The organism is Nocardia sp. NPDC055165 (genome assembly GCF_053606985.1).
Genome location: NZ_JBSGSS010000007.1, coordinates 374213 through 394202, shown reverse-complemented (window position 1 = coordinate 394202; position 19990 = coordinate 374213). Strand labels below are relative to the sequence as shown.

Annotated in this window: 20 protein-coding genes; 9 read left to right on the top strand and 11 right to left on the bottom strand. The window is 66.9% G+C overall.

Going from position 1 to position 19990, the window contains the following annotated elements; all coding sequences use genetic code 11:
- Window positions 1-26: 26 nt before the first annotated feature.
- From ACWFRF_RS17720 to ACWFRF_RS17685, 8 genes are all read right to left on the bottom strand, one after another.
- Window positions 27-1727 (bottom strand): vWA domain-containing protein, encoded by a 1701-nt coding sequence (locus ACWFRF_RS17720; RefSeq protein ID WP_452450974.1) that lies wholly within the window; start codon window positions 1725-1727, stop codon window positions 27-29.
- Window positions 1728-1774: 47 nt separating this feature from the next.
- Window positions 1775-3004 (bottom strand): AAA family ATPase, encoded by a 1230-nt coding sequence (locus ACWFRF_RS17715; protein ID WP_452450972.1) that lies wholly within the window; start codon window positions 3002-3004, stop codon window positions 1775-1777.
- Between the two features lie 753 nt (window positions 3005-3757).
- Entirely contained in the window at window positions 3758-5575 is a 1818-nt protein-coding gene (locus ACWFRF_RS17710; protein WP_452450970.1) for a BTAD domain-containing putative transcriptional regulator, read from the bottom strand.
- A 2-nt stretch (window positions 5576-5577) separates the two neighbouring features.
- A complete protein-coding gene (locus ACWFRF_RS17705) occupies window positions 5578-6324 on the bottom strand; it encodes a hypothetical protein (RefSeq protein ID WP_452450968.1) in 747 nt (248 codons plus the stop codon).
- A 90-nt stretch (window positions 6325-6414) separates the two neighbouring features.
- The gene (locus ACWFRF_RS17700) at window positions 6415-7581 is read right to left on the bottom strand and encodes a lipase family protein (RefSeq protein WP_452450966.1); all 1167 of its coding nucleotides are present in this window, start codon (window positions 7579-7581) and stop codon (window positions 6415-6417) included.
- Complete coding sequence (locus tag ACWFRF_RS17695) at window positions 7578-8813, bottom strand: cutinase family protein (RefSeq protein WP_452450964.1); 1236 nt, start codon at window positions 8811-8813, stop codon at window positions 7578-7580. Before ACWFRF_RS17695 ends, ACWFRF_RS17700 begins: the two co-directional genes overlap by 4 nt.
- Entirely contained in the window at window positions 8810-9718 is a 909-nt protein-coding gene (locus ACWFRF_RS17690) for a hypothetical protein (protein WP_452450962.1), read from the bottom strand. The genes ACWFRF_RS17695 and ACWFRF_RS17690 overlap by 4 nt, the downstream gene beginning before the upstream one ends.
- Window positions 9719-10004: 286 nt before the next feature.
- On the bottom strand, window positions 10005-10229 hold the full coding sequence (locus ACWFRF_RS17685) for a hypothetical protein (RefSeq protein WP_452450960.1): 225 nt from the start codon (window positions 10227-10229) through the stop codon (window positions 10005-10007).
- A gap of 125 nt (window positions 10230-10354) precedes the next feature.
- Here ACWFRF_RS17685 and ACWFRF_RS17680 point away from each other — a divergent pair, with 125 nt between their 5' ends.
- The 3 genes from ACWFRF_RS17680 (at window position 10355) to ACWFRF_RS17670 (ending at window position 13718) form a co-directional block, all read left to right on the top strand.
- Window positions 10355-11203, top strand: coding sequence for an MmyB family transcriptional regulator (locus ACWFRF_RS17680; RefSeq protein ID WP_452450958.1), 849 nt, complete (start codon window positions 10355-10357; stop codon window positions 11201-11203).
- 208 nt (window positions 11204-11411) lie between these two features.
- The gene (locus tag ACWFRF_RS17675) at window positions 11412-12158 is read left to right on the top strand and encodes an MmyB family transcriptional regulator (protein ID WP_452450955.1); all 747 of its coding nucleotides are present in this window, start codon (window positions 11412-11414) and stop codon (window positions 12156-12158) included.
- Between the two features lie 576 nt (window positions 12159-12734).
- Entirely contained in the window at window positions 12735-13718 is a 984-nt protein-coding gene (locus tag ACWFRF_RS17670) for a hypothetical protein (protein WP_452450953.1), read from the top strand.
- On the opposite strand, the gene ACWFRF_RS17665 is transcribed toward ACWFRF_RS17670, so the two are convergent.
- Genes ACWFRF_RS17665 through ACWFRF_RS17655 form a run of 3 tightly spaced genes read right to left on the bottom strand, consistent with a single transcriptional unit; the run spans window position 13715 to window position 16381 of the window.
- Window positions 13715-14452: an HAD family hydrolase gene (locus ACWFRF_RS17665; RefSeq protein WP_452450951.1), complete on the bottom strand. Its 738-nt coding sequence runs from the start codon at window positions 14450-14452 to the stop codon at window positions 13715-13717. The two genes, ACWFRF_RS17670 and ACWFRF_RS17665, sit on opposite strands and share 4 nt — an antisense overlap.
- 2 nt (window positions 14453-14454) lie before the next feature.
- Window positions 14455-15003 carry a flavoprotein gene (locus tag ACWFRF_RS17660; RefSeq protein WP_452450949.1) on the bottom strand — a complete coding sequence of 183 codons (549 nt, stop codon included), beginning with the start codon at window positions 15001-15003 and terminating at the stop codon, window positions 14455-14457.
- A gap of 37 nt (window positions 15004-15040) precedes the next feature.
- On the bottom strand, window positions 15041-16381 hold the full coding sequence (locus ACWFRF_RS17655; RefSeq protein WP_452450947.1) for a hypothetical protein: 1341 nt from the start codon (window positions 16379-16381) through the stop codon (window positions 15041-15043).
- 247 nt (window positions 16382-16628) lie between these two features.
- On the opposite strand from ACWFRF_RS17655, the gene ACWFRF_RS17650 reads away from it, so the two are divergent.
- The 6 genes from ACWFRF_RS17650 to ACWFRF_RS17625 all read left to right on the top strand — a co-directional run bounded on the left by ACWFRF_RS17650 (window position 16629) and on the right by ACWFRF_RS17625 (window position 19970).
- Window positions 16629-16877 (top strand): hypothetical protein, encoded by a 249-nt coding sequence (locus tag ACWFRF_RS17650; protein ID WP_452450945.1) that lies wholly within the window; start codon window positions 16629-16631, stop codon window positions 16875-16877.
- Window positions 16874-17347, top strand: a complete 474-nt coding sequence (locus ACWFRF_RS17645) for a DNA-directed RNA polymerase subunit beta (RefSeq protein ID WP_452450943.1) — start codon at window positions 16874-16876, stop codon at window positions 17345-17347. The genes ACWFRF_RS17650 and ACWFRF_RS17645 overlap by 4 nt, the downstream gene beginning before the upstream one ends.
- Complete coding sequence (locus tag ACWFRF_RS17640; protein ID WP_452450941.1) at window positions 17311-17562, top strand: hypothetical protein; 252 nt, start codon at window positions 17311-17313, stop codon at window positions 17560-17562. The genes ACWFRF_RS17645 and ACWFRF_RS17640 overlap by 37 nt, the downstream gene beginning before the upstream one ends.
- A 281-nt stretch (window positions 17563-17843) precedes the next feature.
- A complete protein-coding gene (locus ACWFRF_RS17635) occupies window positions 17844-18257 on the top strand; it encodes a hypothetical protein (protein ID WP_452450940.1) in 414 nt (137 codons plus the stop codon).
- Window positions 18258-18463: 206 nt separating this feature from the next.
- Window positions 18464-19066, top strand: a complete 603-nt coding sequence (locus tag ACWFRF_RS17630; protein WP_452450939.1) for a Scr1 family TA system antitoxin-like transcriptional regulator — start codon at window positions 18464-18466, stop codon at window positions 19064-19066.
- A gap of 109 nt (window positions 19067-19175) precedes the next feature.
- Window positions 19176-19970: an SAM-dependent methyltransferase gene (locus tag ACWFRF_RS17625; protein ID WP_452450937.1), complete on the top strand. Its 795-nt coding sequence runs from the start codon at window positions 19176-19178 to the stop codon at window positions 19968-19970.
- The last annotated feature ends 20 nt before the right edge of the window (window positions 19971-19990 follow it).

The window sequence follows — 19990 nt, the reverse complement described above, 5'->3', positions numbered from 1 at the left end:
CAGGTCGCGCCCGGGGCAACCGGGGGTTAGGTGGCGGCGCGTACGGCGGCGGTAGCGGCGCGCCCGATCGCGGCGGCGGTAGCGGCCGGGTGGCTGATCCGGTGCACGGTCGCCCCTACCAGCGGGGCCGAGTAGCCGCTATCCGGTGCCAACCACAACACCGCGCACCCGGCCGCACGCAACGCATCGAGCCGCTGTTGACCGTTGATCCGGGGGATGGCGGGGAACACACCGTCGGAGATGATCACCAGCAGCCTGCTCGCGCCGGGGCGGGCGAGGCCGAGGGCACCGTCGAGGGCATCGATGGCCTTGTCGATCGCTTCCCAGTTGTCCGGGCACGTGAACTCGGTGACCTGTTTGGGCGCGGTGCCCGGGTAGACGATCGGGCGGACCTTACTGCCGAAAGTCACGGTCGCGGTCGAGGCGGGCACCATGGCCAACTCGGCGGCGCGGGCGATGATCCACGCGGCCGAGGCCACCGGTTTGGCGAACTGGCCCATCGAGCCGGACACGTCGCAGGCGATCCCGACTCGCAGCGGCGGCAGCGGAGTCATTTTGCGGGTGGTGCGGGTGAACGGTTCGGCGGTCGGTATCGCACCGGCGGCGAGTTGTGCCTGCCGTGCCAACGCGCCGCGCATCCGCAACCGGCCCGGCGGCAGCGCCGAAGTCGTTCTCACGGCGGCTCGTTCGCGGGTGGCAGCCGAGTCGAGTGCCCGCGCCAGCACCCGCGCGGCGGATTGTTCGTCCGGGCCCGGCGCGCGCTTGGTGTGGGTGCTGGTCGAGTCGGTCTTGCCGAATACCTTGCGTGCTTGCGCGGCGGCGCGCTTGTCCGATTCGGCGGCCTTGCGGCGTGCTTCGGCGGCGATCTCGGACGGGTCGGGCGCGATGGGGTCGGCAGCGATCGCGCGGCGGACCTCGCCGACCGTGGCCTCGATCGCGGCCCCCAATAGTGAGCCCGGGACCGGGTCCTCGTGGGGGTCGGGGCCCACGAGGTCGAGCCAGCGCTGCCCGAGTTCGAGCATCATCGCGGCATCGTCATCGGCCACGGTGTGAGCTTCACGCCAGATGGCGCGCAGTTCCTTGAGTGTGTCGGCGCCGAGGATGGACTCGATCACGAGCTCAGCGGGCGCGCAGTCGGACGGTTCGAGGACACCGCCGTCGAGTCGTCCGAGGATGAGTGCGGCGGTATGGGCGGCAGCGAACGGGGTAGGCGGGATCTCGGCGGCGGCCTCGGCCCCACCGAGGTCGCCGATCACGATCTCGGTAGCGGAGGCGCGCAACCAATGCCGGTCGTCGGGGCGGCGGCGAATCTGGGCGGCCTCGATCCGTGACTCCTCGAGCAGCATCGCGGCCTCGATCACTGCCGGGTTCGCCACCGGGGGCCGTTCCCACACCGAATGTTTGGCGTGGGCGCATTCATGGACGAACGCACCCCACACCGCCGCATATCGGTTGCGGTCGCTGTTACGGTCCGGGCACGCGGTGGCCGGGTCGATCCCGAGTCGGGCACCATCGAGTTCGATAGCCGCGCTATGGGGTATGAACACCGCCGGGCTCCCGTAGGCAGCACCCGGGGCGATCGTGACGACCAAGTCGTCGCGGTCGGCGATCGGTGGCGCTTCGGCAGTCAGCGCGGCTGACAGCGAGTCCCATCCATCGGTGGCGGGCGCGGGGGTGGGGGTGGGGGTGGGGGTGGCGGTCGGGTCGGCGATCAGGTGTCCGGTCATCGCGGGAGTCCTTTCAGATGGGGTGGGGGTCGGATGCGAGGCCGAGGTCACAAGCGCGGGCCCAAAGTCAGCAGGGTGTGGCTGGTGCCGAACACGGCGCGCACCACCGAGGCCACCGTGTCGCGGTCCTCTTCGGGCGCTGCCCCGATCAAATTCGAGGCGGCGGTAGCGGTATCGGTAGCGGCGGCGATCTTGGCGAACGAGAGCAGCTCGCGCAGCTGCGGGGCCCACCCGAGTTCGCCCTTGTCCTTACGGGTGGCCAGATTGCGCGCCACCTTGACCGCTTTTTTGTCCACCCCGAGCTGTTCGGCGAGGTCGTAGTCGCTGCCTACCTGCACTTGGAACGCGAACCGGGAAGACAGGGCATCGGACAAAATGGCACCGTGCACCCCGGGGTTGTGTCCGGCCACCACGAAGAACCCGGGCGCAGCGGTCACGACCTCGCCACCATGGGCTTTGATCACGATCTCTTTGCGTCCGTCCATCGCGGGATACACCACCGAGAGCACGGTCGGCGGGATGAGTGTCGCGTCGTCGATGAACAGCACTCGGCCTTCGCGCATCGCCCTGACCAGTGGCCCGTGCACGAATTGGAAAGTGCCATCGGGGTTTTGGGTGTACTCCCCCACGAAATCGGCGACCGTGGTGTCCCCATCACCTTGCACGGTCAGCAAGTCGCCGAACGCGGCCTCGATCAGCGAGGTCTTTCCGGTTCCGGGGGGCCCGTACAGCAGTACCGGGACTTCGGCGGTGCGCATGGTCTGGAGTACGTCGACATCGGCGCGCCCGGCGAGTTTGCGCACGTGGTAGGGCTGCCCGTTCGGCCGGGCCACCGTGTTCCCCGTGCGCGCCGGGGCGGCGGGGGCCGGGGTGGCCGGGGCGGCAGGGGTGGCCGGGGCGGCAGGGGTGGCCGGGGCTTTGGGTTTCCGGCGCGCGCGGCGTGGGGCCGGGGTGGTGGCACCGGCGGCGGGGGCCGGGGCGGCGGGGGCCGGGGCCGGGGTGGCCGCCGGGGCCGGGGCGGTAGCGGCGGCGGCGGTGTTTTCGTTGGCGCGGTAGCGGCGCGGTGCGGCCGAAGTGCGATCGGCATGCCCGGACTTTGTCAGCGCTTCCAGCGCGTTACCGACAGCACCGGAAGAACGCACGAGCTTTTTCGCGATATCGCGCGGTGACAGTTCGAGCCCCGGGCTCGCTGCCAACTCCCCGGCCACCATGCGCCGCAATTCACCATTGCCCAAACGCGCACCGGTAGCAGGGGCCGGGGTGGTAGTTGTCGCCATTTTGACTCCTGAAAATTGAATCCGTTTCACGCTGCCAGCGCGGATCGTGGCATAGGTGTGGCGAGTTCGCCAATCGGATTTCCGAGTTTCCCCGATGAATTTCGGGAACGATTTGACGCTAACTCGACTCGACACGGAAACGCAACCCGAAAAGGCAGAAATATTTACGCGATTTCGGCGCGAGCACATCAATTCGACCACGCAAAACGAAACAGAAATGCACACACGCCGCGCGACACCAGGCTCACACCACCCGACAAACGACAATTGATTCGAACAAAACAATGCATATATAAAAAGAGGAGAAAGAAACATGAAGAGATATGAGAGAGGGGGTACGTAGCGTTGGGACGGGCGTTAGATGGCGGAAACGCACCGGCAGAGCATGTCTATACAGCTTTGTGTATAGACAATCCTGGACCGCATCCGCGCGGATAAACACCCTCCTACCTGCGGATATATCGGGCGGAGGTGGGGCCATTTGATCGCCCCACGTATTTCCGCACGTATATTCCCATGCATTTCTCCACGCATTGACCAAATAGAGCCAGGAGAGCATTTCAGGGAATGGCATTCCGGAGATTACATAGCAATCCGAGGTGAAATATTTCAGGGAACTCTGCGCATCGAACCGAATACTAGAATGTCGAATAGGGACGGATGTATGCGCCAAATTCGACCATTTCCGGTAATAGATTACCTGCTGTTTCCACATTTCAGGCACGTATGGGTTGTTGATTTCCGATCGACCGGTCAAGGTTCGGGCTGGAGTGGACTACGGTCTTCTCTTCGGCGGAGGTTGTCGAGTAGTTCTCGGGTTTCTTGGCTCGGGGTTTCGCCGATCTCGCCGAGTTTGCGGGACATGAGTGAGTAGGTGCGGGCGAGAGCGGCGTATTCGCCCAGGCGTGCGTGCTGGCGTAAGAGATCGCGCCACACGGTCTCGTTGTAAGGATCGGTTTCCGCTGTCATCTCGAGAAGCCCGAGAGTTGTGTGGGGGTTGTGTTCGGCGTCGTGGGTGGCCAGCCAGTCCAGCGCGTTGTGGGCGTCGCGTCGAGCGGATTCGCGCAGCGGTTCGATCCAGGAGCCGGTGATGTCGTAGCCCAGGTCGGTGGTGGCGATGGCGGTGATGGCCCGGCACGCGGCACTGCGGTCGGTGTCGCTGCTGGCGCGGCGGCGCGCGTCGACAGCGGCGAGGTAGTCCCAGTAGTCGACACTCGCCGCGGTCGCCGACAGGCGGCAGTGCAGCCGGTCATCGATCAGCATTCCGGTGATCTGCCCACCGGTGGCGGTCGTGATCGAGGCACGCAGCCGCGAGAGGGCGTTGCTGAACGCGGCTGAGCGCTCGTGTGATTGCCCGCCCCAGATCAGGTCGATGAGCCGAGATCGGCTCAGCCCCTCCGGATGCAGTGCCAGAAGGACAACGATCTCGCGGCTGCGCGGCTGGAAGTAGCTCGTGATGTCGACCTGCTCACCGGAAGACGGTGCACGCCACAAGATCCTCGTTGCCCCGAAAACGAACACCGAAAGGGCAGGCGAGGCGAACTCCGGCGGCACACTGATCGGGCTGGACTCCGGCGGCGCGCTGGCCGGGCTGGACTCCGGTGCCGCAGCGAGGTCGTCCTCGACCGACTGGCCGGCATCCTCGGCCTCGCTGGCGAGGACAGGAACCGGAGCTGGTGGCCGCTCGCTGAGAACCTCGCCGGGCATCTCGGGTTCCACGGCCAGCTCCAGCTCGGGTGGCGGTGCCGGTAGCTCGATGCTGTAGATCCTCGGCCCGGTGTCGTCATGACGGCCCGGGTGGCCTTGACGGGCAGTACGGGGCGGCGCAGCGGAGCGGGCCCGGCGGCTGGCCGCACGCAGCTGCAGTTCCACGGCGGTGGTGATGAGCCGGGCAGGCGGGAGCAGTTGCGAGGACCACCGGACGCGGCGTGGAGTCAGGAGCGCTCGGGCACCGGCGGGGGTCGCGGGCAGAGTACCCACGACCGGGACACCGAGGGCGATGGCGTAGTCGGCGCTACCGCCGATGAGAACGATGCCCCGGGGGCAGTCGTGGCGGGTGAGGGCACGGATTCGCGCGATGGCGGGCGCGGGGTCGATGTGCTCGGCGCGCAAGACGAACAGGCAGGCGTCGGCGGCGGCGATCACCGGGTGCGGGTCCGAGTCCGGCTCGGGCACACCGCAGTCGGCGAGCACACTCGCCCCGAGACCACGCCAGTCCGAGGCTGGATTGGTGAGCAGTTCTGCGGCCGGGACAGCGCGCACGGGGTCGTGCTCGGACGGGGCGGCCAGTAGCGCCTCTCCGCCGGGCAGGAACTGCACGTGCTGGGCCAGCAGATCCGGGGTAATTGGCTGGCCGGGGCTGGTTCGGCGGGCCAGGCTCGCCAGCCCGAGACGCGGGTCCGCGCCGACCATGTCGGCGAGCTGCCCGCCTGCGGGGTCGGCTTCCACGATCAGGGCGGTCTCCGGGCCGGGCCAGGTGTGGGCGAGCGCGACTGTGGTCGTGGTGGTTCCGGCGCGGGGGCTCAGTCCGGCGACCGCGATCAGTAGTGGCGCCTGCGAGCCCGTTCTCATGGCTATCCCTGCTTCTGGAAGTTGGAGATCAACAGGCCGCCACCGGTGTCGGCGGGGCGGGTGTTGATCAGCTGGAGGTAATCGACGCGTTTGCGGTCCGGGCGCACTTCGGCGATATGAACGGTCGCGGTACCCGCCGCGATCGGGGTGATCGCCACGCAATGCCGGGTACCTGGCGGGATGCTCGCGATGCCCGCGGCGAGGGCTTCGGCGTTGATCCCGGTCTCGGGCGCGAGCACCACCATCGCCTTGGCGGCGTCGCGATCGATGTAATAGGCGGCCTCGAAGGAGGCGATTACCCCTTCCAGGGTGTTCGGGTCCCCGGCGCGGTCAGTGACCACGTTGCCTGCGAGCCCGGCGCACGGGCCTTGCGGGGTGGTGGGGCTCGGCGGCGCGGCGGTGGCCTGCACTTGTTGGCCGGTGTCGCTGGTGTCGTCGGTCGAGACCGCCAGCAGACCGGCCAGGATGGCGATGGTTGCCGCTAGGGCGGCCCAGGCCGGGCCTGGCATCCGGTACCGGATGCCAGGCCACCATCGGGACAACCAGCCGGTGTCGGCGGTGGCGGGAGCGTCGCCGTCACGCAACGGGGCGAACCAGACCTCCTCCCCCGAGGACGACTGATAGGGCTCGTCGAGGGCGGGGCTGGTGCCGTTTCCGGCGACGGCGTGACGCTCCGGCGGGGTCTGAGGCAGGTCGACCCACACGTGCGCGTCGTCGTCATCAGAGGGATTGCGGGGATACCTCGTCATTCATCTCGCCTCGGATCGGTCGATGCTCCGGGGCCCGCCCGCACCCCGGGGGAAGGGGGTCGCGGGATGCGGGCGGGTTCCCCGGAGGGGTCAGGGGCGGCTCGTGTGCTCGGCCGCCGATGAGGTGGTCGGTTGGTGTGGAGGCGGATTGGTGATGTCCACGGTCAACTTGGCCAGGACATCGGAGATCGCCAGGTGCGCGGTCGCGCGGTGGTCGGCGTCGTACTCGCGCCAGTCGACCTGCGTGCCACGCTGCCGGTAGGCGATCAGCGTGCGCCGACCGGCCTGCACGGGGACAACGATGTCGAGTTCGCCGTGGTAGAGATGCAGCGGCACTTCGGGTTTGACGTGGCCCAGCGATTCCAACGCGAGCACCCGCCGCCACCAGTGGTCGTTCCACGGATCCGGCACACGGCACCAATGCGCCAACGGTTGCGGGAAGCGTTGCAGCAGTTCGCGACCGGTGAGGTGACGGGCCTCGGCGGCAGCGGCGAGACCGTCCTCGTTCAGCACGTGACGAAGAGGGAGCTGGTGGTAGGCGTGCGACAGCCCGATCAGCCCGGCCAGGCCCAGGCCCGCCAAGCCCAGATCGGCAAGGCCCGCGCCGAGGTCCTCGCCGCTGCCTCCGCTGATCACTGGTGCCATGGCCGCGAGGTCGGAGACCACGGCCCCGGCGGCGACTCCGCGTAGGTCCACCTCGGGTGCGTACCAGGGCTGCAGTTCCCCGGCAGCGGCAGCGACCCGTCCGCCGTCGGCGTAGCCCCAGGCCACGACCGGCGCGACGGGAAGAGCGAGGTCAGAGGCCCGGTAGATCGCGCGAGCCAGATCGAGCACGACGTGGGCACCGGCGGCGCGCGCGGCCAGGAAGGTGTGCGGGCCGGTGCCCGCGCCGAGCCCCTGGCCGTCCGGGATGGCGACTACCCAGCCTCGCGCGAGTGCTCGGTCGATGCCGGCCACGTCGTACTCGCTGCCGGTGGCCAGCAGTTGCGAGGGCGCGCAGACACCACCGAGGCCGCGAAAAGGTGGGCACCACAGCAGGATCGCGGTCGACCCGGGTTCGGCGACCGCCTCGGGCAGGAGCACGATCGCTGAGGCCGCGATCGGCTGAGACCGGGAATCGGTGGAGACGTAGACGATCTGCCACGCACCGGACACGCCCTCGAGCTGCGGCACGAACACCGGTCGGATACGCACGATGTCACCGGGGCGCGCGCCGTCGCGCAGGATGGGTGTGGAGTAGAAGTCGCTGATGGTCATTGTTGGCTCCCGGCGAGGTCGTGGGCCAGGGCGGTCAGCCACGCGACCCCGCTGGCGAGCTGCCCGTTCGCGGCGTAGCCGGTGTGGCGGGCGGGAATGTCGCTGTAGCGCAACCACACCGACGGGTCGATGAGGTCGGCGTTGTCGGTGACCAACTGCCCCCACGCGCCCGACAAACTCGCCGCCAGAGAAGGCAGGGTCGTCAGCGGGTTCGACGCGACCGTGGCGGTGATCTGCGCCCAGCGAGCATCGGCGGCGGCCGTCTCGCTCGGGCCCGGGGCCGGAGTGCGCGAGTCGGCGGCCTCGGTGAGCCGTTGAGCCAGACTCGCCGCGGGCACATACGCCACCGAGCCAGGCCCGATGTGGAAGTCGTTGAGCACCACCGTGGTCCAGGCGTCACCGAGCGCACTCGACAACAGAGCCTGGACGGAGCTGATCGCGGCGATCGGGTCGCGCAGGTCGGCCTGGGCGGCGAGTTGGGCGGCCAACCGCAGCAACGCGGCACGGTCGGGTGCCGCGCAGCTGAGGTCGCCCTCGACGCAGATATCGGCGACTCTGCCCGTCAGCGACCCGAAATCGACTCCGGAGGTCGTGGCGATCCCGCCGCCGGAGGCGACGGCCGTGCTCAGGGCGATCTGAGAGACCGCCGCCCCCGCCGTGCCCGGTGCCGGGTCCGGAGTCAGCTGACCGGGACGGCCCGCGATGACCGGCGAGCCCGGAGCACGATCGGGATCGGAGTACAACGCCACCGCGGCGACTCGCTCAGGCGCCACCGGTCCTCCCCCTGCCCCGACGATCTGAGCGAACCCCGACGCGACTTGTGCGCCTTGGGAAAACCCGACCACCGCCTGCGAGGTCGCCGGGCAATTCGCCGCGACGTCTTCGGAAGCGTCCAGCAGCGCGTTGAGGCCGATGTTGGCCGAGACCGTGTACGGGTCAGAGCCACCGCCCGTGCCCGGCGCTCCGCCGAACGAGGCCGGATAGCCGATGTAGGTGCGGGACACCAAATTCGGAGCGTCGGCGGCGACCGGACCGAGAAGATGGCCGAGCATCCCGGAATCGGCGGTCTCGGAAGCACCCGGCGAGGACTCACTAGTGCCCTGCACCCCGAACACCCACAGCGCCGGGCAGCTCGGCGCTGAAGATGGCTGCGCGGCAACGGTGCCCGGCGTGCAGAGTCCACCGGCGAAGGTCACCAAGACCGCCGCGGTGAGGACACGTCGCCCGGTCATGGCTGTCCCACCCCCGCCCCGGCACCGAACCCCGCACCGACCGTGCCACCGACCAACGCCCCCACAGCCGCAGCAGGGACCCCGGCCACCAGCGCGCCCGCGACCGCCCCGGCCGCCGCACCCAACGCGGTACCGGCCACACCGGAGGTGATCGTGCCGATCACCGGGATCGCCACCACCGTTCCGATTGCGGCCCCGGCGATTCCACCGATCGTGCCGCCCGCCAGCGCACCCACAGCCGCACCGGCCGCTGCGGCCGGGGCACCGGTTATCGTGCCGCCGATCGCGCCACCGGCCCCGGCACCAGCGACCGTGGCACCAGCCACCCGATCCGAACGCCCGGCCGGGAGCCCGACCGAGTCCAGGAACGTCGCGGCCTGGGCTTCGAGGTCGGCGGCGACGGTGTTGATCGCGTCGCCGACCTCGGGCGGTAGCCATTCCGGGTCGGGGAACTGCGCCGTCCCGATCCTGATCGTGTCCGGCGGTGCCTCGATCGGCGCGACCGGTTCCACCGACACCGGAGTGTGCAGCTCGACCACATACACCGGCGGCGCGGGCTCAGGCGAGGGAGCCGGACGCGGAGACGGACCGTTGCGGACCTCGGGGGGCTGCTCGACATACACCGGCGGCTCGGGTTCGACCGGGGCCGGAGGCGGTGCGGGAGCATTGGTTCCGGGTTGCGCGGGGGCCGTGACGCCGGGCTGGTCAGCGATCGCGGCCAGCGGAGCCATCGCGTTCGCGGGCTGGATGGCCAGCATCATCAGCACCGGCACAGCACCAGCAGCCACTATGCGGCCACTCCACAGCATCCGGCTGCCGTAGAGCAGGCGAGGGCTGCGGGCTGGGTCGCCGACCTGCGTCGGTAGCGCGACAGCGACCGGCGAGGAATTCCCATTTTTGGGCATGACAAATAACCCTTCGATCGAAGGTGGAAAAGACCAGGGAGGTGACTAGGAATTGCGCGCGAATTTGCGACAAATTCCCGTGTCTCCCGGCTGCGGATAGCAGCCGGGAGACACGGGCTCTCGATTCTTCTAGTCAGCGAGAACCGGGCGGCCGATCAGATGAACGGCAGCACCTGTACCGCGATCGCCAGCGCATTCGAGACCAGTGAGGCACCGGCACTGAGCACCGACAAAACTGTGTAGAGGTCCATGATTTCCCTTTCGGAGGAGGTTGGGTACCTCACCATCACAGCCCCGAAAACCAGTGCAGCGCTACCCCTTCGACTGGTAAATGTTTGACCAGCACTTTTGTTACCACCCGGCCCACAGTGGTTGGCCTGCGCCGATCGGCGAAACTGGTAAAGAAAGTGCCAAACAGGAAATTTTCCGGGTCCCGTCCCTCGTAAAAATGGTACTGCGAATACCCCCACGCCCGATTCGGGTAGCGGTAGCTAATTGTCAGCGAGGTCACAGCGAATGATCGGTGGCCGGACCGGTCCGTTTCTGGTACGAATTAGTCAACTCGGGGGAGTTAACCCTTCAACGTAACCGACGGAGAAGGCGCAACGGAAGACTCTAGTAGGAGGGGCTTGACACATGAACCGGAGGAACCCGCCGACCAACCAGCCCCGGCGGGGCCCAGACCACCAACCATCCGAGCTGCCTGACCTGGGCCGATGGGTGCGCAGGGTTCGCGAGCACCGCGAACTCTCCCGGCCCGAGGCGGCCGTCCTGCTCAACATCGGCTACGAGCTGCTGCGCAAGATCGAGTACGGCACCGCGCTGTGCACCCTGCCGGTGCTTGAGCAGATGATCACCAGCTACGGCCTGGACATGGCACAAGCCCGCCACGCCCGCGACCTCGCCCTGGACCCGGTGCCGCTGGCCCCGCTCGAGGAACTGCGAGCCCGTCCCAGCGCTCGCGACCACCTCTCGACTCTGAGAAGCCTTGACGAGCGCAGCCTTGTCGGTGCCTACATCGACCCACTCTGGTCGGTGGTTCACGCCAACAAACGCTTACGCTCCGAGCTGCCCGGCATCGACCGCTACGACGACAACATCGGCCTGTGGTACTTCCATCCCGGCACGACCGCCCACACCGCCGAATCCCTTGTCGTGGACTGGGACACCGTCGCCGCCTACCTGGTCGCGTCCCTGCGGGCCGCGTTCGGCATCCACCGCCAGACCCCACAAGCACAGGCTCTGTTCCACAAGCTGTGTGGTTCAGAGACTTTCCGCGAGTTATGGAACACCAGTCTCGAGGTCGCCTACGGCTACCCGACCGAGGAACCCCTCCAGCTCCGCGAACCCAACACCGGCCAGCTGTACTCGGTCCGGATTCATCTCGGTTCCCGGGTCCGCGCGCACCTCGGCACCACCGACAACCCAGATATCCGGTTCTGCATCGGCTATCGCGACAACTGCGACCCATCGACCCAGCTCTGACAAGAGCTGCACACCAGACCCGTCTCACCGAACACTGGACGGGACAACCGAACACCGACACAGGAGCACGCCATGACCGCTACCCCCACCCCTACAAGCCATAGCGACGCCAAACCCTGGCCTTGGGCCCAGCGTGAGGTGCATATCGTGCTCATCCCACCGCAGACGCGAGGCCAGTGACATGTTCAACCCGCCTCTGCTACCCGGGATGCCTGACTTCCACGACTCGGTGGAATACCTGCGCCACAACCGCAACCTATCCCGCGAATCCACCGCCCAAAAGGCTGGAATCAGCAGCTCACGCCTCAACAAGCTCATCCTGCAACGCAGCACCCCCGGCCCCACCGTGTTCGACAAGCTCGTCCGGTTCTTCGACCTGACCCCCACGCAAGTACGGCACCTGCAAGACCTGCTGCAACCTTCCGGCCGCCTCAAGTCCATCGACGAACTACGCCGCCGCCTCACCGTCCAGGGACTCCAGGCCCATCTCGACCAACTCGCCCAGCACGAGATCCTCGGGGCCTACCTCGACCCACTCCAGACCGTCCTGGACGGCAACGAGGTACTGCACCGGATGATGCCCGGCCTGGACAAGGCCGACCACAACGTCATGCGCTGGATGCTCACCCCCGCCGCCCGCGACCGCGTCTACGGCTGGCACGGCGAACTACTCGGCCTCATTCGCAACCTGCGCACTGTGCTGGCCCGCTACCGCGACGATCCCCGGGCACAAGAACTGTTCCGAACACTGCGCAAAGACATCGCGTTCCGCAGTGCCTGGGACGGCAGCCCGATGCAAGTCACCTACGGCTGGCCCCACACAACACCGATGCGCCTGCGGATACCCGGCACCAGCCAACCGCTCGCGCTCAACCTCGAAATCAACGAGTACGGGGCATGCTCGGAAGTCCTCGTCGTCCACGGCCTCTACAGCACACCCGCGATCGCCTGTTGAGACATCTACCGATCCGAGCAACGCTGCCCACGCGGTGAGACCTGTTCGACGAATGTCAGAGGGGTCTCACCGCACGGTCTCTTGCTGTCCCAACGTGTTCAGCGGGGCGACCTCCGAAAAGCAGACCCTGGTAACGGAATTCGACTCACATCCGGCAGCCAAAGACAGCGACAACGGTCGGCCGTAGTGGGGTACCGTGAATGCTCCCCAGACCACACGCTGGAAAGTAGGGCGGCGGTGATACGAGCGCGGGAATGGACCGGCTTCGAAGCGGTCGCGCTGCAGGTAGCGATGCGCAGGTCGGTACGAGAGTTCGCCGCGCTACTGGGCGTCGAGACGACAACGGTCAACAACTGGCGTTCGAGGCTGAGCTCGGTAACACTCCGCCCCGCAACACAAGCGATCTTGGACACTACCTACGGACAGCGTGCCACTCGCGAGGACAGAGCACGGTTCGAACACATCGTTGCCGAGGGCGAGGCCGCATGGAGAGGCCGGCATCCCTCGACGTCACGCGGGTCCGCCGAACCGCCGAGTGCGTTACTCGCAGCCAGTGCAGCACGAAGCTCCCTGCCAGTGCAGAGCGATCGGGAAACGATCGAGGTGTTCGACGGCAGCGCGGCCTCGTCGCTGATGCGCTCCCTGGCGGCGTCGGAAGGTTCTCTCGGTAGCTTTGCCGCCGTCACCGATCTGCTGGCAGGCCAGCGCCAAAGCATCGCTCCTGATGCGCTGATCGGCCCGATAGAAGCCCATCGAGACGCTGTCGCCTCCTTCTTCCGGGCTGCGACCGACGATCGCATCAAGCAGCGCGCCGGGGCCCTGCTGGGCGAGACATCGGTTGTGGCGAGCCGGGTATGGAGTGCCATCGGTGACCGGCCGATGGCACTGACGCATTGCGCGTTCGCCCGTAAGCTCGCCGACCAACTCCAGGACAAGACGATGGGCGGGATCGCGCGCATCTTCGAAAGCAATCTTCGCTCGGATGCGGCAACGTTGATCAGTTCCGATGGCGACGTCGTCATCGGACTTCGGATACTCAAGGAGGCCGCTGACGTTTCCGACTACCTACCGCCTGCCGCGCGAGCCAGAATTGGCGCCGAACAAGCACAAGCCTACGCAGTGCTCGACCTGCGGGACGAATGCGAAGAAGCACTGACTCGCGCACAACGCGCCGCCGAGGATATCGACGAGAATGACCGTTCCGGGCTGTTCAGCGACTGGAACACCACTCGAATCCAGGTCTACGTCGGGACATGCCAACTGCTCCTCGGCCAACCCAAACGCGCGATCACCGCGCTCAACAAGGCGTTGAGCTCGCCCGAGATGGACAGCCCCAACGTTGCCCTGGCCGCCCGCGTTGATCTCGCCAGCGCCTACTCCCTATCGGGAGAACTCGAAGAAGGCTGCAACGTCCTCGGCGAGACGTACCAAGCGCTGGCGACCATGGGCAACCATCGCGGCCTCGAACGCGCACAACGAGCCATCGAGCGGATCGCTCCTTGGCAGAACGAACGGCCGGTCCTCGCGTTGATGGAGCGAGTAGCCAGCATCAACGCCTAGCGATCGATCCTCACAGTCGACTGGATCGCTTGCGCTGAACGGACAGCCTCCAACACCTTGTCCGCGTCCAGCTCGTTCACGATCGCATCTGGTGAGTGCCCTGCCAGCTCTTCGGGGGTCAGCCTGTGAGCGACGGCAACAACCCCGAATCCGGCATGTCGAGCGGTAGCGATATCGTTCGGCGCGTCACCGATGATGACGGTTCGCGTCGGCTCGATCGAATGCCCGTACTTGGCCTGAAACCGGTCGGCGACGAACGCGGGCAGATCGAAACGCTCCCTCGCATCTGAGCCGAACGCGCCGATGTCGAGGTCCAGGTGCGAGTCCAGGCCCGCGACGGCGAGTTTGAATTCAGCCGACACCCGCAGGTTTCCGGTAAGTGCAGTCTGGACGTATCCGTGCTCGGCCAAGGTGGCGATCGAGTGGGCAGCACCGGGGTAAGCAGCCTGGTCGCGGGCGAGTTCGGCCTCACCTTGCGACATGACCTCCATCAGTACCTCGGCGTACCGACTGAAGCCCTCCTCGGCCGCCTCACTGGCGACGCCCGATGCAATAGCCGTATCCACGACGATGGACTCATCGGTGTAGCCGTGCACCCGCGCAGCGGGGAAGACGACCGCAGACTCTTCGATGCCGTAGGTGCGAGCGACGGCTCGCCGTAGCCACCGCAAGTCCGCTGGGATCAGGGTGCCGTCAACATCCCAGACAATCAGTCCTGCCTGTGTCTCAGCCATGTTCACCGATTCTCGCAGACGGTAGCAGGTACCGCAGCGATCAATGGTTCTCGTAGCGCGCTCAGCGCCGACGTCCATGGAAGCGGTCCGGTGTCGGAGTCCTCGGTAATGCGCACGAATCGAACGCCCCACTCCGCAAGACGTTCGCGTGCCTGGCGCACGGCCGGGAAGTTCATCTGCTCCTGCTTCGCGTGCGGGATCGCCACGACGGGCAGCCCAGCGCCGACGGCCTCGACCAGCAGGGCGAGCGGCAGCGTGTCGCCGATGCCGGTGGCCCATTTGGCCAGCGAGTTCGTGGTCAATGGTGCGGCGATGATCGCGTCGGCGGGCGGGAGGAGGTCGTCGGTTCCCGGTTGTTTGAACTCCCAGCGCACCGGATGTCCGGTCTGCGCTGCCAGTGCTTCGACGTCGAGGAAGCGGACACCGTTGGGCGAGGCGACCACGCACACGTCCCAGCCCTCAGCTTGCGCGAGTTCGACCAGTTCACCGACCGTGTCAGCTGGTGACGCACCGGTCACGATCGCATACAGCACCCGAGTTCGCTCAGTCATGAGCCCATCATGGCAGCCTGACCAGGCGCTGTCCGGCCTACACCACCGCTACGCCTACACGGTGAGCGAGGTTGCCCAGCTCGCCCGCGGTGAGGCTGCGCGTGGCTTCTCGCATCATCTGAGCGACTGTCTCCTGCACGGTGTCCATGTTCCGGACATGTTCTGGCGCAATGCTTTCAGCTCGCAAGAACGCATCCAGGGCGATCGCGTGGGCACGACGTGACGCCGCTGCACGTCCGACCTCGACCCAGTACTGGGCTGCCCGGCCCGGGGTCGGCAATGTCTGCGGTTTGAGCTTCCTTGCCAGGTCGAGCACGGTATCTGGCTCACCCGCTTCCATGGCGACCGACATCTTCCACAGCGCCACGTTCGACGAGCCGAAGGTGGTGTTGGCGATGACGGTCGTGCGGTCGGTCGGGATGGGGCGGTCGAGCCGTGCGGCGTACTCGACCGCATGTTCCAGATGATCGCGGGGATCGCCGCCGGTGGCCGCTGTCGCCAACGATGCCTGCAGGTGCAGCATCCCGACTGTCTGCACATCGTTGGCGGTCTGTGCTCGTGACCCGACCACGGCCGCAGTGCTTTCCACCCGATCCAGCGCGGCCTTCAACGAGGTCGGACGCGCCAGTAGGACCTGGCTGCTGACAAACGCGGCAGCCGCGATCCCCGGCCGACTCTCGATCGTGCGAGCAGCGTCTTCGGCAGCCCGCGCGGCTGACCACGCCAGCGCCAGGTGTCCTCGGGCGCGCATCACCACCGATGTATCGAAAGCAACCTGGGTCAATGCGTCCCAGGCGATGCGCAGGTCACCACCACGGCTTTCGTGTGCGTGCCGGTAGAGGTCGGTGATCAACGGCCCCACCAGCAACGCGAAAGTGGTGTACTCGCCGGCCATGTTGAGTCGCGTTACCGACCGGGTGGCGGCCAGGAGCGCGGAGATCGGGCGCAACGGTCCGGTGTCGGTGACGTTGCCTGCCGCCCAGAAGACGGTCTCGATGCCGGTCACCAGTGCCGAGAAGTCGTCGGCCTCGGCCAGCGGTGGCTCCGCTGCGGTCGATCCTCGATCAGACGAGCCCGCGAACACCGCCTCGGTTCGTTCGACGCTCGGTTCGCTAGTGGTCGGTCCGACAGTGGTCGCGGCGACACCATGTCGTCGCGCCTGTTTCGAGTGTCGCTCTCTCCACGCGGTTTCGCCTTCGGCGACGATCTGGTCGAATCGTTCGCGGTCTTCTGGCGTCGTACGTTTCGCGTAGGTGGTGTCGAGAATCTCCTGCTTTTCGGAGCGGGGTGTGACCGCGCTCAGTCCCGACCGCCAGTTGTTGATCGTGGTGGTCTCGACGCCGAGCATCGCGGCGAACTGGCGGATCGGCTGTCTCATCGCTTCTTGCAGCGCGGCAGCTTCGAAGCCGGTCCATTCCCGCCCTCGTATCATGCGGCCCCCTACTTCCAGCTCCTGAACTGGGAAATGCCTACGGTACGCCCACGCTACGCCACCACTGTGCGGTTCCTGCCAATGCTGTTGACGGGCAACGATTGAAACCAGAACCCGCTTCGGAGAATCCGTGGCGAAACTGCCGAACGGGTGCACCTCGTTGTTTTGGAAGCGTCACCAGGAAGGCCCGCGCATGACACATTCGGACGAGCTGAACACCCAGCCCGCGGTGAGGCGTGCCCAGTCCTCGGGTGCCAGCCCGATCGCTTCCGCCAACGCTGTCGTTGCGGCCGAGGCCACCCACAACCAATCGCGCGCCGAGCTTGTCAGAGCGCTCGAGGCGATGGAGCTGGCCGGGTTTCTCACGGCTGCGCCCGCTGTAACCACGCCCGAAGCCGCCGACACGGCGGCCGTGACCGCGCCGACTGGGGAGTCGCGATGACTCAGACCAGCACACCTAGAGCGTGGACCGAATCCCCCCACTCACGCTGCCAGTTCTACCGGAGCATGTGCTCGCTGCCCACCGTGGTCGATCCGGCAACAGGGCGGATCACAATGCGGGCCGGGTTTGTCGGGGCGGTGATGATGCCGACCGAGCTCGCCCAGCGGGTCAAAACCAGTCTCGATCTTCGCGGTGTCGCGCCGTTGTCGATCGTCGGCCACCCGCGCGCGGAAATGTGGACATTCCTTGTCCGGTCCGATATTCGGCCGATCGGTGACCCCGCCGAGGTCGCTCGCTTGTGGAAGGCGCGAGTGGTGGTAATCCGCGACGGCGACATCGCGTTGCCGTCACCGGTGGCGGACCCGCTGATTGTTCGCACGTGGGTGTCTCCGGCCACCAGCGCTTTTCGCCCCTCCGGGGCGGTGGTGATCGGGTGCGCATTATCGATCTTGAGGCAGATCGGGCAATGAACAACGGCGGCCGGTCACCTCGTCCTGACGAACCAGATATTCGCCTTTCGGTCGAATTGGCCGGTGTGCGCGTGTATTTCGCCGCCTGCCTGACCGCCGCGCTGGTGTTCGTCTGTGATGTGGCCGCCCACCGCCCCGGCACTGTCGCCGTCTATCCGGGCCACTGTGCCGGATTGCCCCGCCTCCCCAACGAGCGCCTTTTCCTACAGCCCTGACCCGCGCACAGCGCACCTTCCGACCACCCGAATGACCTTGGCGCGACGGCCCGGTGAGACCGGACGCAGCTCACCCAGGTTTCGCGCCGAGGCGGCCCCGGAGTCGATTCCCGGCGACTACCGGGGCCACCCGACCTCCGAGATCCACCGAAGGAACCGAGAACGCCATGTATGCACAGTTCGACACAGCAAACGCCTCCCCCACCGCTCGCTCACACCGCCACCGATGGATAGCGGCTGGAGTGCTGGCCGGGCTCGCAGCACTGGCAGTGGTCGCAGCAGTGACGGCCCCGGACGGGAGCGCGCAGCCGACCGGGTTTGCCTGCGAGGAAACCGCCGGACCCGACGTGATCACCGGGTCAGTGCCCGGTGACACCACCAGCGGCCCGGCCGCGATCCTGGGGTTCAATCACGCCTACTACGTGGACCGATCCGTCGAGCACGCGCGCCGGTTCCTGACTTCGGACTCCGCGATCACCACTGGCGACCGGTTGCAGACGGGCATCGATGCCGTGCCCGCCGAAACCCTCCACTGCGTGAGTATCTCGCCGTTGAACACCAGCGGCAAGTCGGCACGGTGGGCGGTGACCGTGGCCGAGTTCCGGCCCGGCACCGAGCCTTGGGTCGCCCAGCAGACCGTGACCACCCGCACCGTCGACGGGGCGACTCTGATCAGCGAGATCACCCTCGCCTGACTCGGGGCCGGGCACACAGTCCACCTGAATACCTCGGACCGAATCCGGCGACCCCCGAGCCGGTCGGCCTCCGAGGGTGGGGAACGTTCCCGGAGGCCGCCGAACCTCCCGGCCTCCGGGGACGCCTACCCGACCCACACGAACCACCGCCGGTGGAACCCTCCACCGAATCTCAACCAACGAAACTACTTGGAGAGGTTAGAACCATGGTCAACACGAGCCGGTACAACACCACCGATGGCGGGCCGGAAACGTTGCAGCGCTTCCTGATCGCCAGCGAGTCCGACACCATCCATCAGCGCTCCTACAGCACCAAACTCCTCCCGGAGCTGTTGCAGACCCACGACTACGCCCGTGCGTTCTTCGACAGATGCTCGGCCGTGATGGGCATGACAGACGACAGCGAGGAGCTTGCGCTCGCGCGTCTGCAACGCCAGACCGTTCTCGACGTGCCCGGGTACGAGTTCCACATGCTCATCGACGAGGCCGCGCTGCGAGTCACCGTCGGCAGCTGCGAGGTGATGACCACCCAGATCCGCCACCTGATGAACATCTTGACCGCTCGCGCACATGTCCGCATCGGCATCATCGCGCTCAATGCCGAATTCATCGCCTCAGCAGACAGTTTCGACTTCAGCACTGCCACCGACTCCGACAACGAGCGAATCACCGATCCGTTCGAGAACACCGACACCGTCGAGCTGGTCGAACGAACCTTCGACCTGCTCGCCACCACGGCTGTCTACGGCCAGGAAGCCCACGCCATTCTCGCCCGGGCGCTGGCCGGCCACGCCGAGTCCGGCATCTGATCCATCCGACCGCCCGCGAGCCCCGCAACAAGCCGACGCCGTAATCCCTTGTCACGGTGGCCGGGAGGTTTGTTCGGTGCTTCGTGGCACCCTCCGGCGAGGACAGGACATGACAGCCCCCAACCAGACAGTGCTGGACATCAGCCGCCCCAACACCGCCCGTGTGTGCAATGCGTTGCTGGGCGGCAAAGACCACTACGAGCTCGATCATCTGATCGCCAAACCTCTTGTGGACAGCCAGCTCGCGACCGCCATGGCCGAAGCGCGTCGCTTCGCGCGGCGCGCGGTCGAATACCTCACCCACACGCATCAGGTGACCCAGGTGGTCGAACTCGGCTGCGGACTCCCTCTACACCCCGACCTCGGTGAGATCGCCAAACACGCAAGTGACACCGCCCGCATCCTCTACATCGACAACGACCTCCTCGCCGCCACCCACGCTCGGGCTCTGCTGACCGAACCGAACAACGTCGTCGCCAAGATCGACCTCACCGACACCGCCGCCGTCCTCGCTGAGATCACCGCGGTCATGGACTCCACAGCGCCTTTGGCGGTCTGCCTGTCCGGGACCGCTGAACTCCTCGCCGACGCCCCCGCCGTCCTCGACGCCCTGACTCGCCAGCTCCGGCCCGGAACCTGGATCGTGTTCAGCCACATCACCGACGACAACGCTGGGAACGACATCAGCAGCGCCGTCGCAGCTCTGAACAACGCGGGCATCACCTTTCACCCGCGCGACCGCGACACGATCACCACGATGCTGGCCCCCTACCAGCTCACCGATCCCGGATTAATCGCACCGCACCGGTGGCGGCCTACCGATACCGACCACGACACCCTGCGGCCTCAACACCCCGTCGCTTGGGACCTGGCCGCTTACGCCGCAATCGGCCAACGACAGTAGTAGAGAACAGGACCCGAACC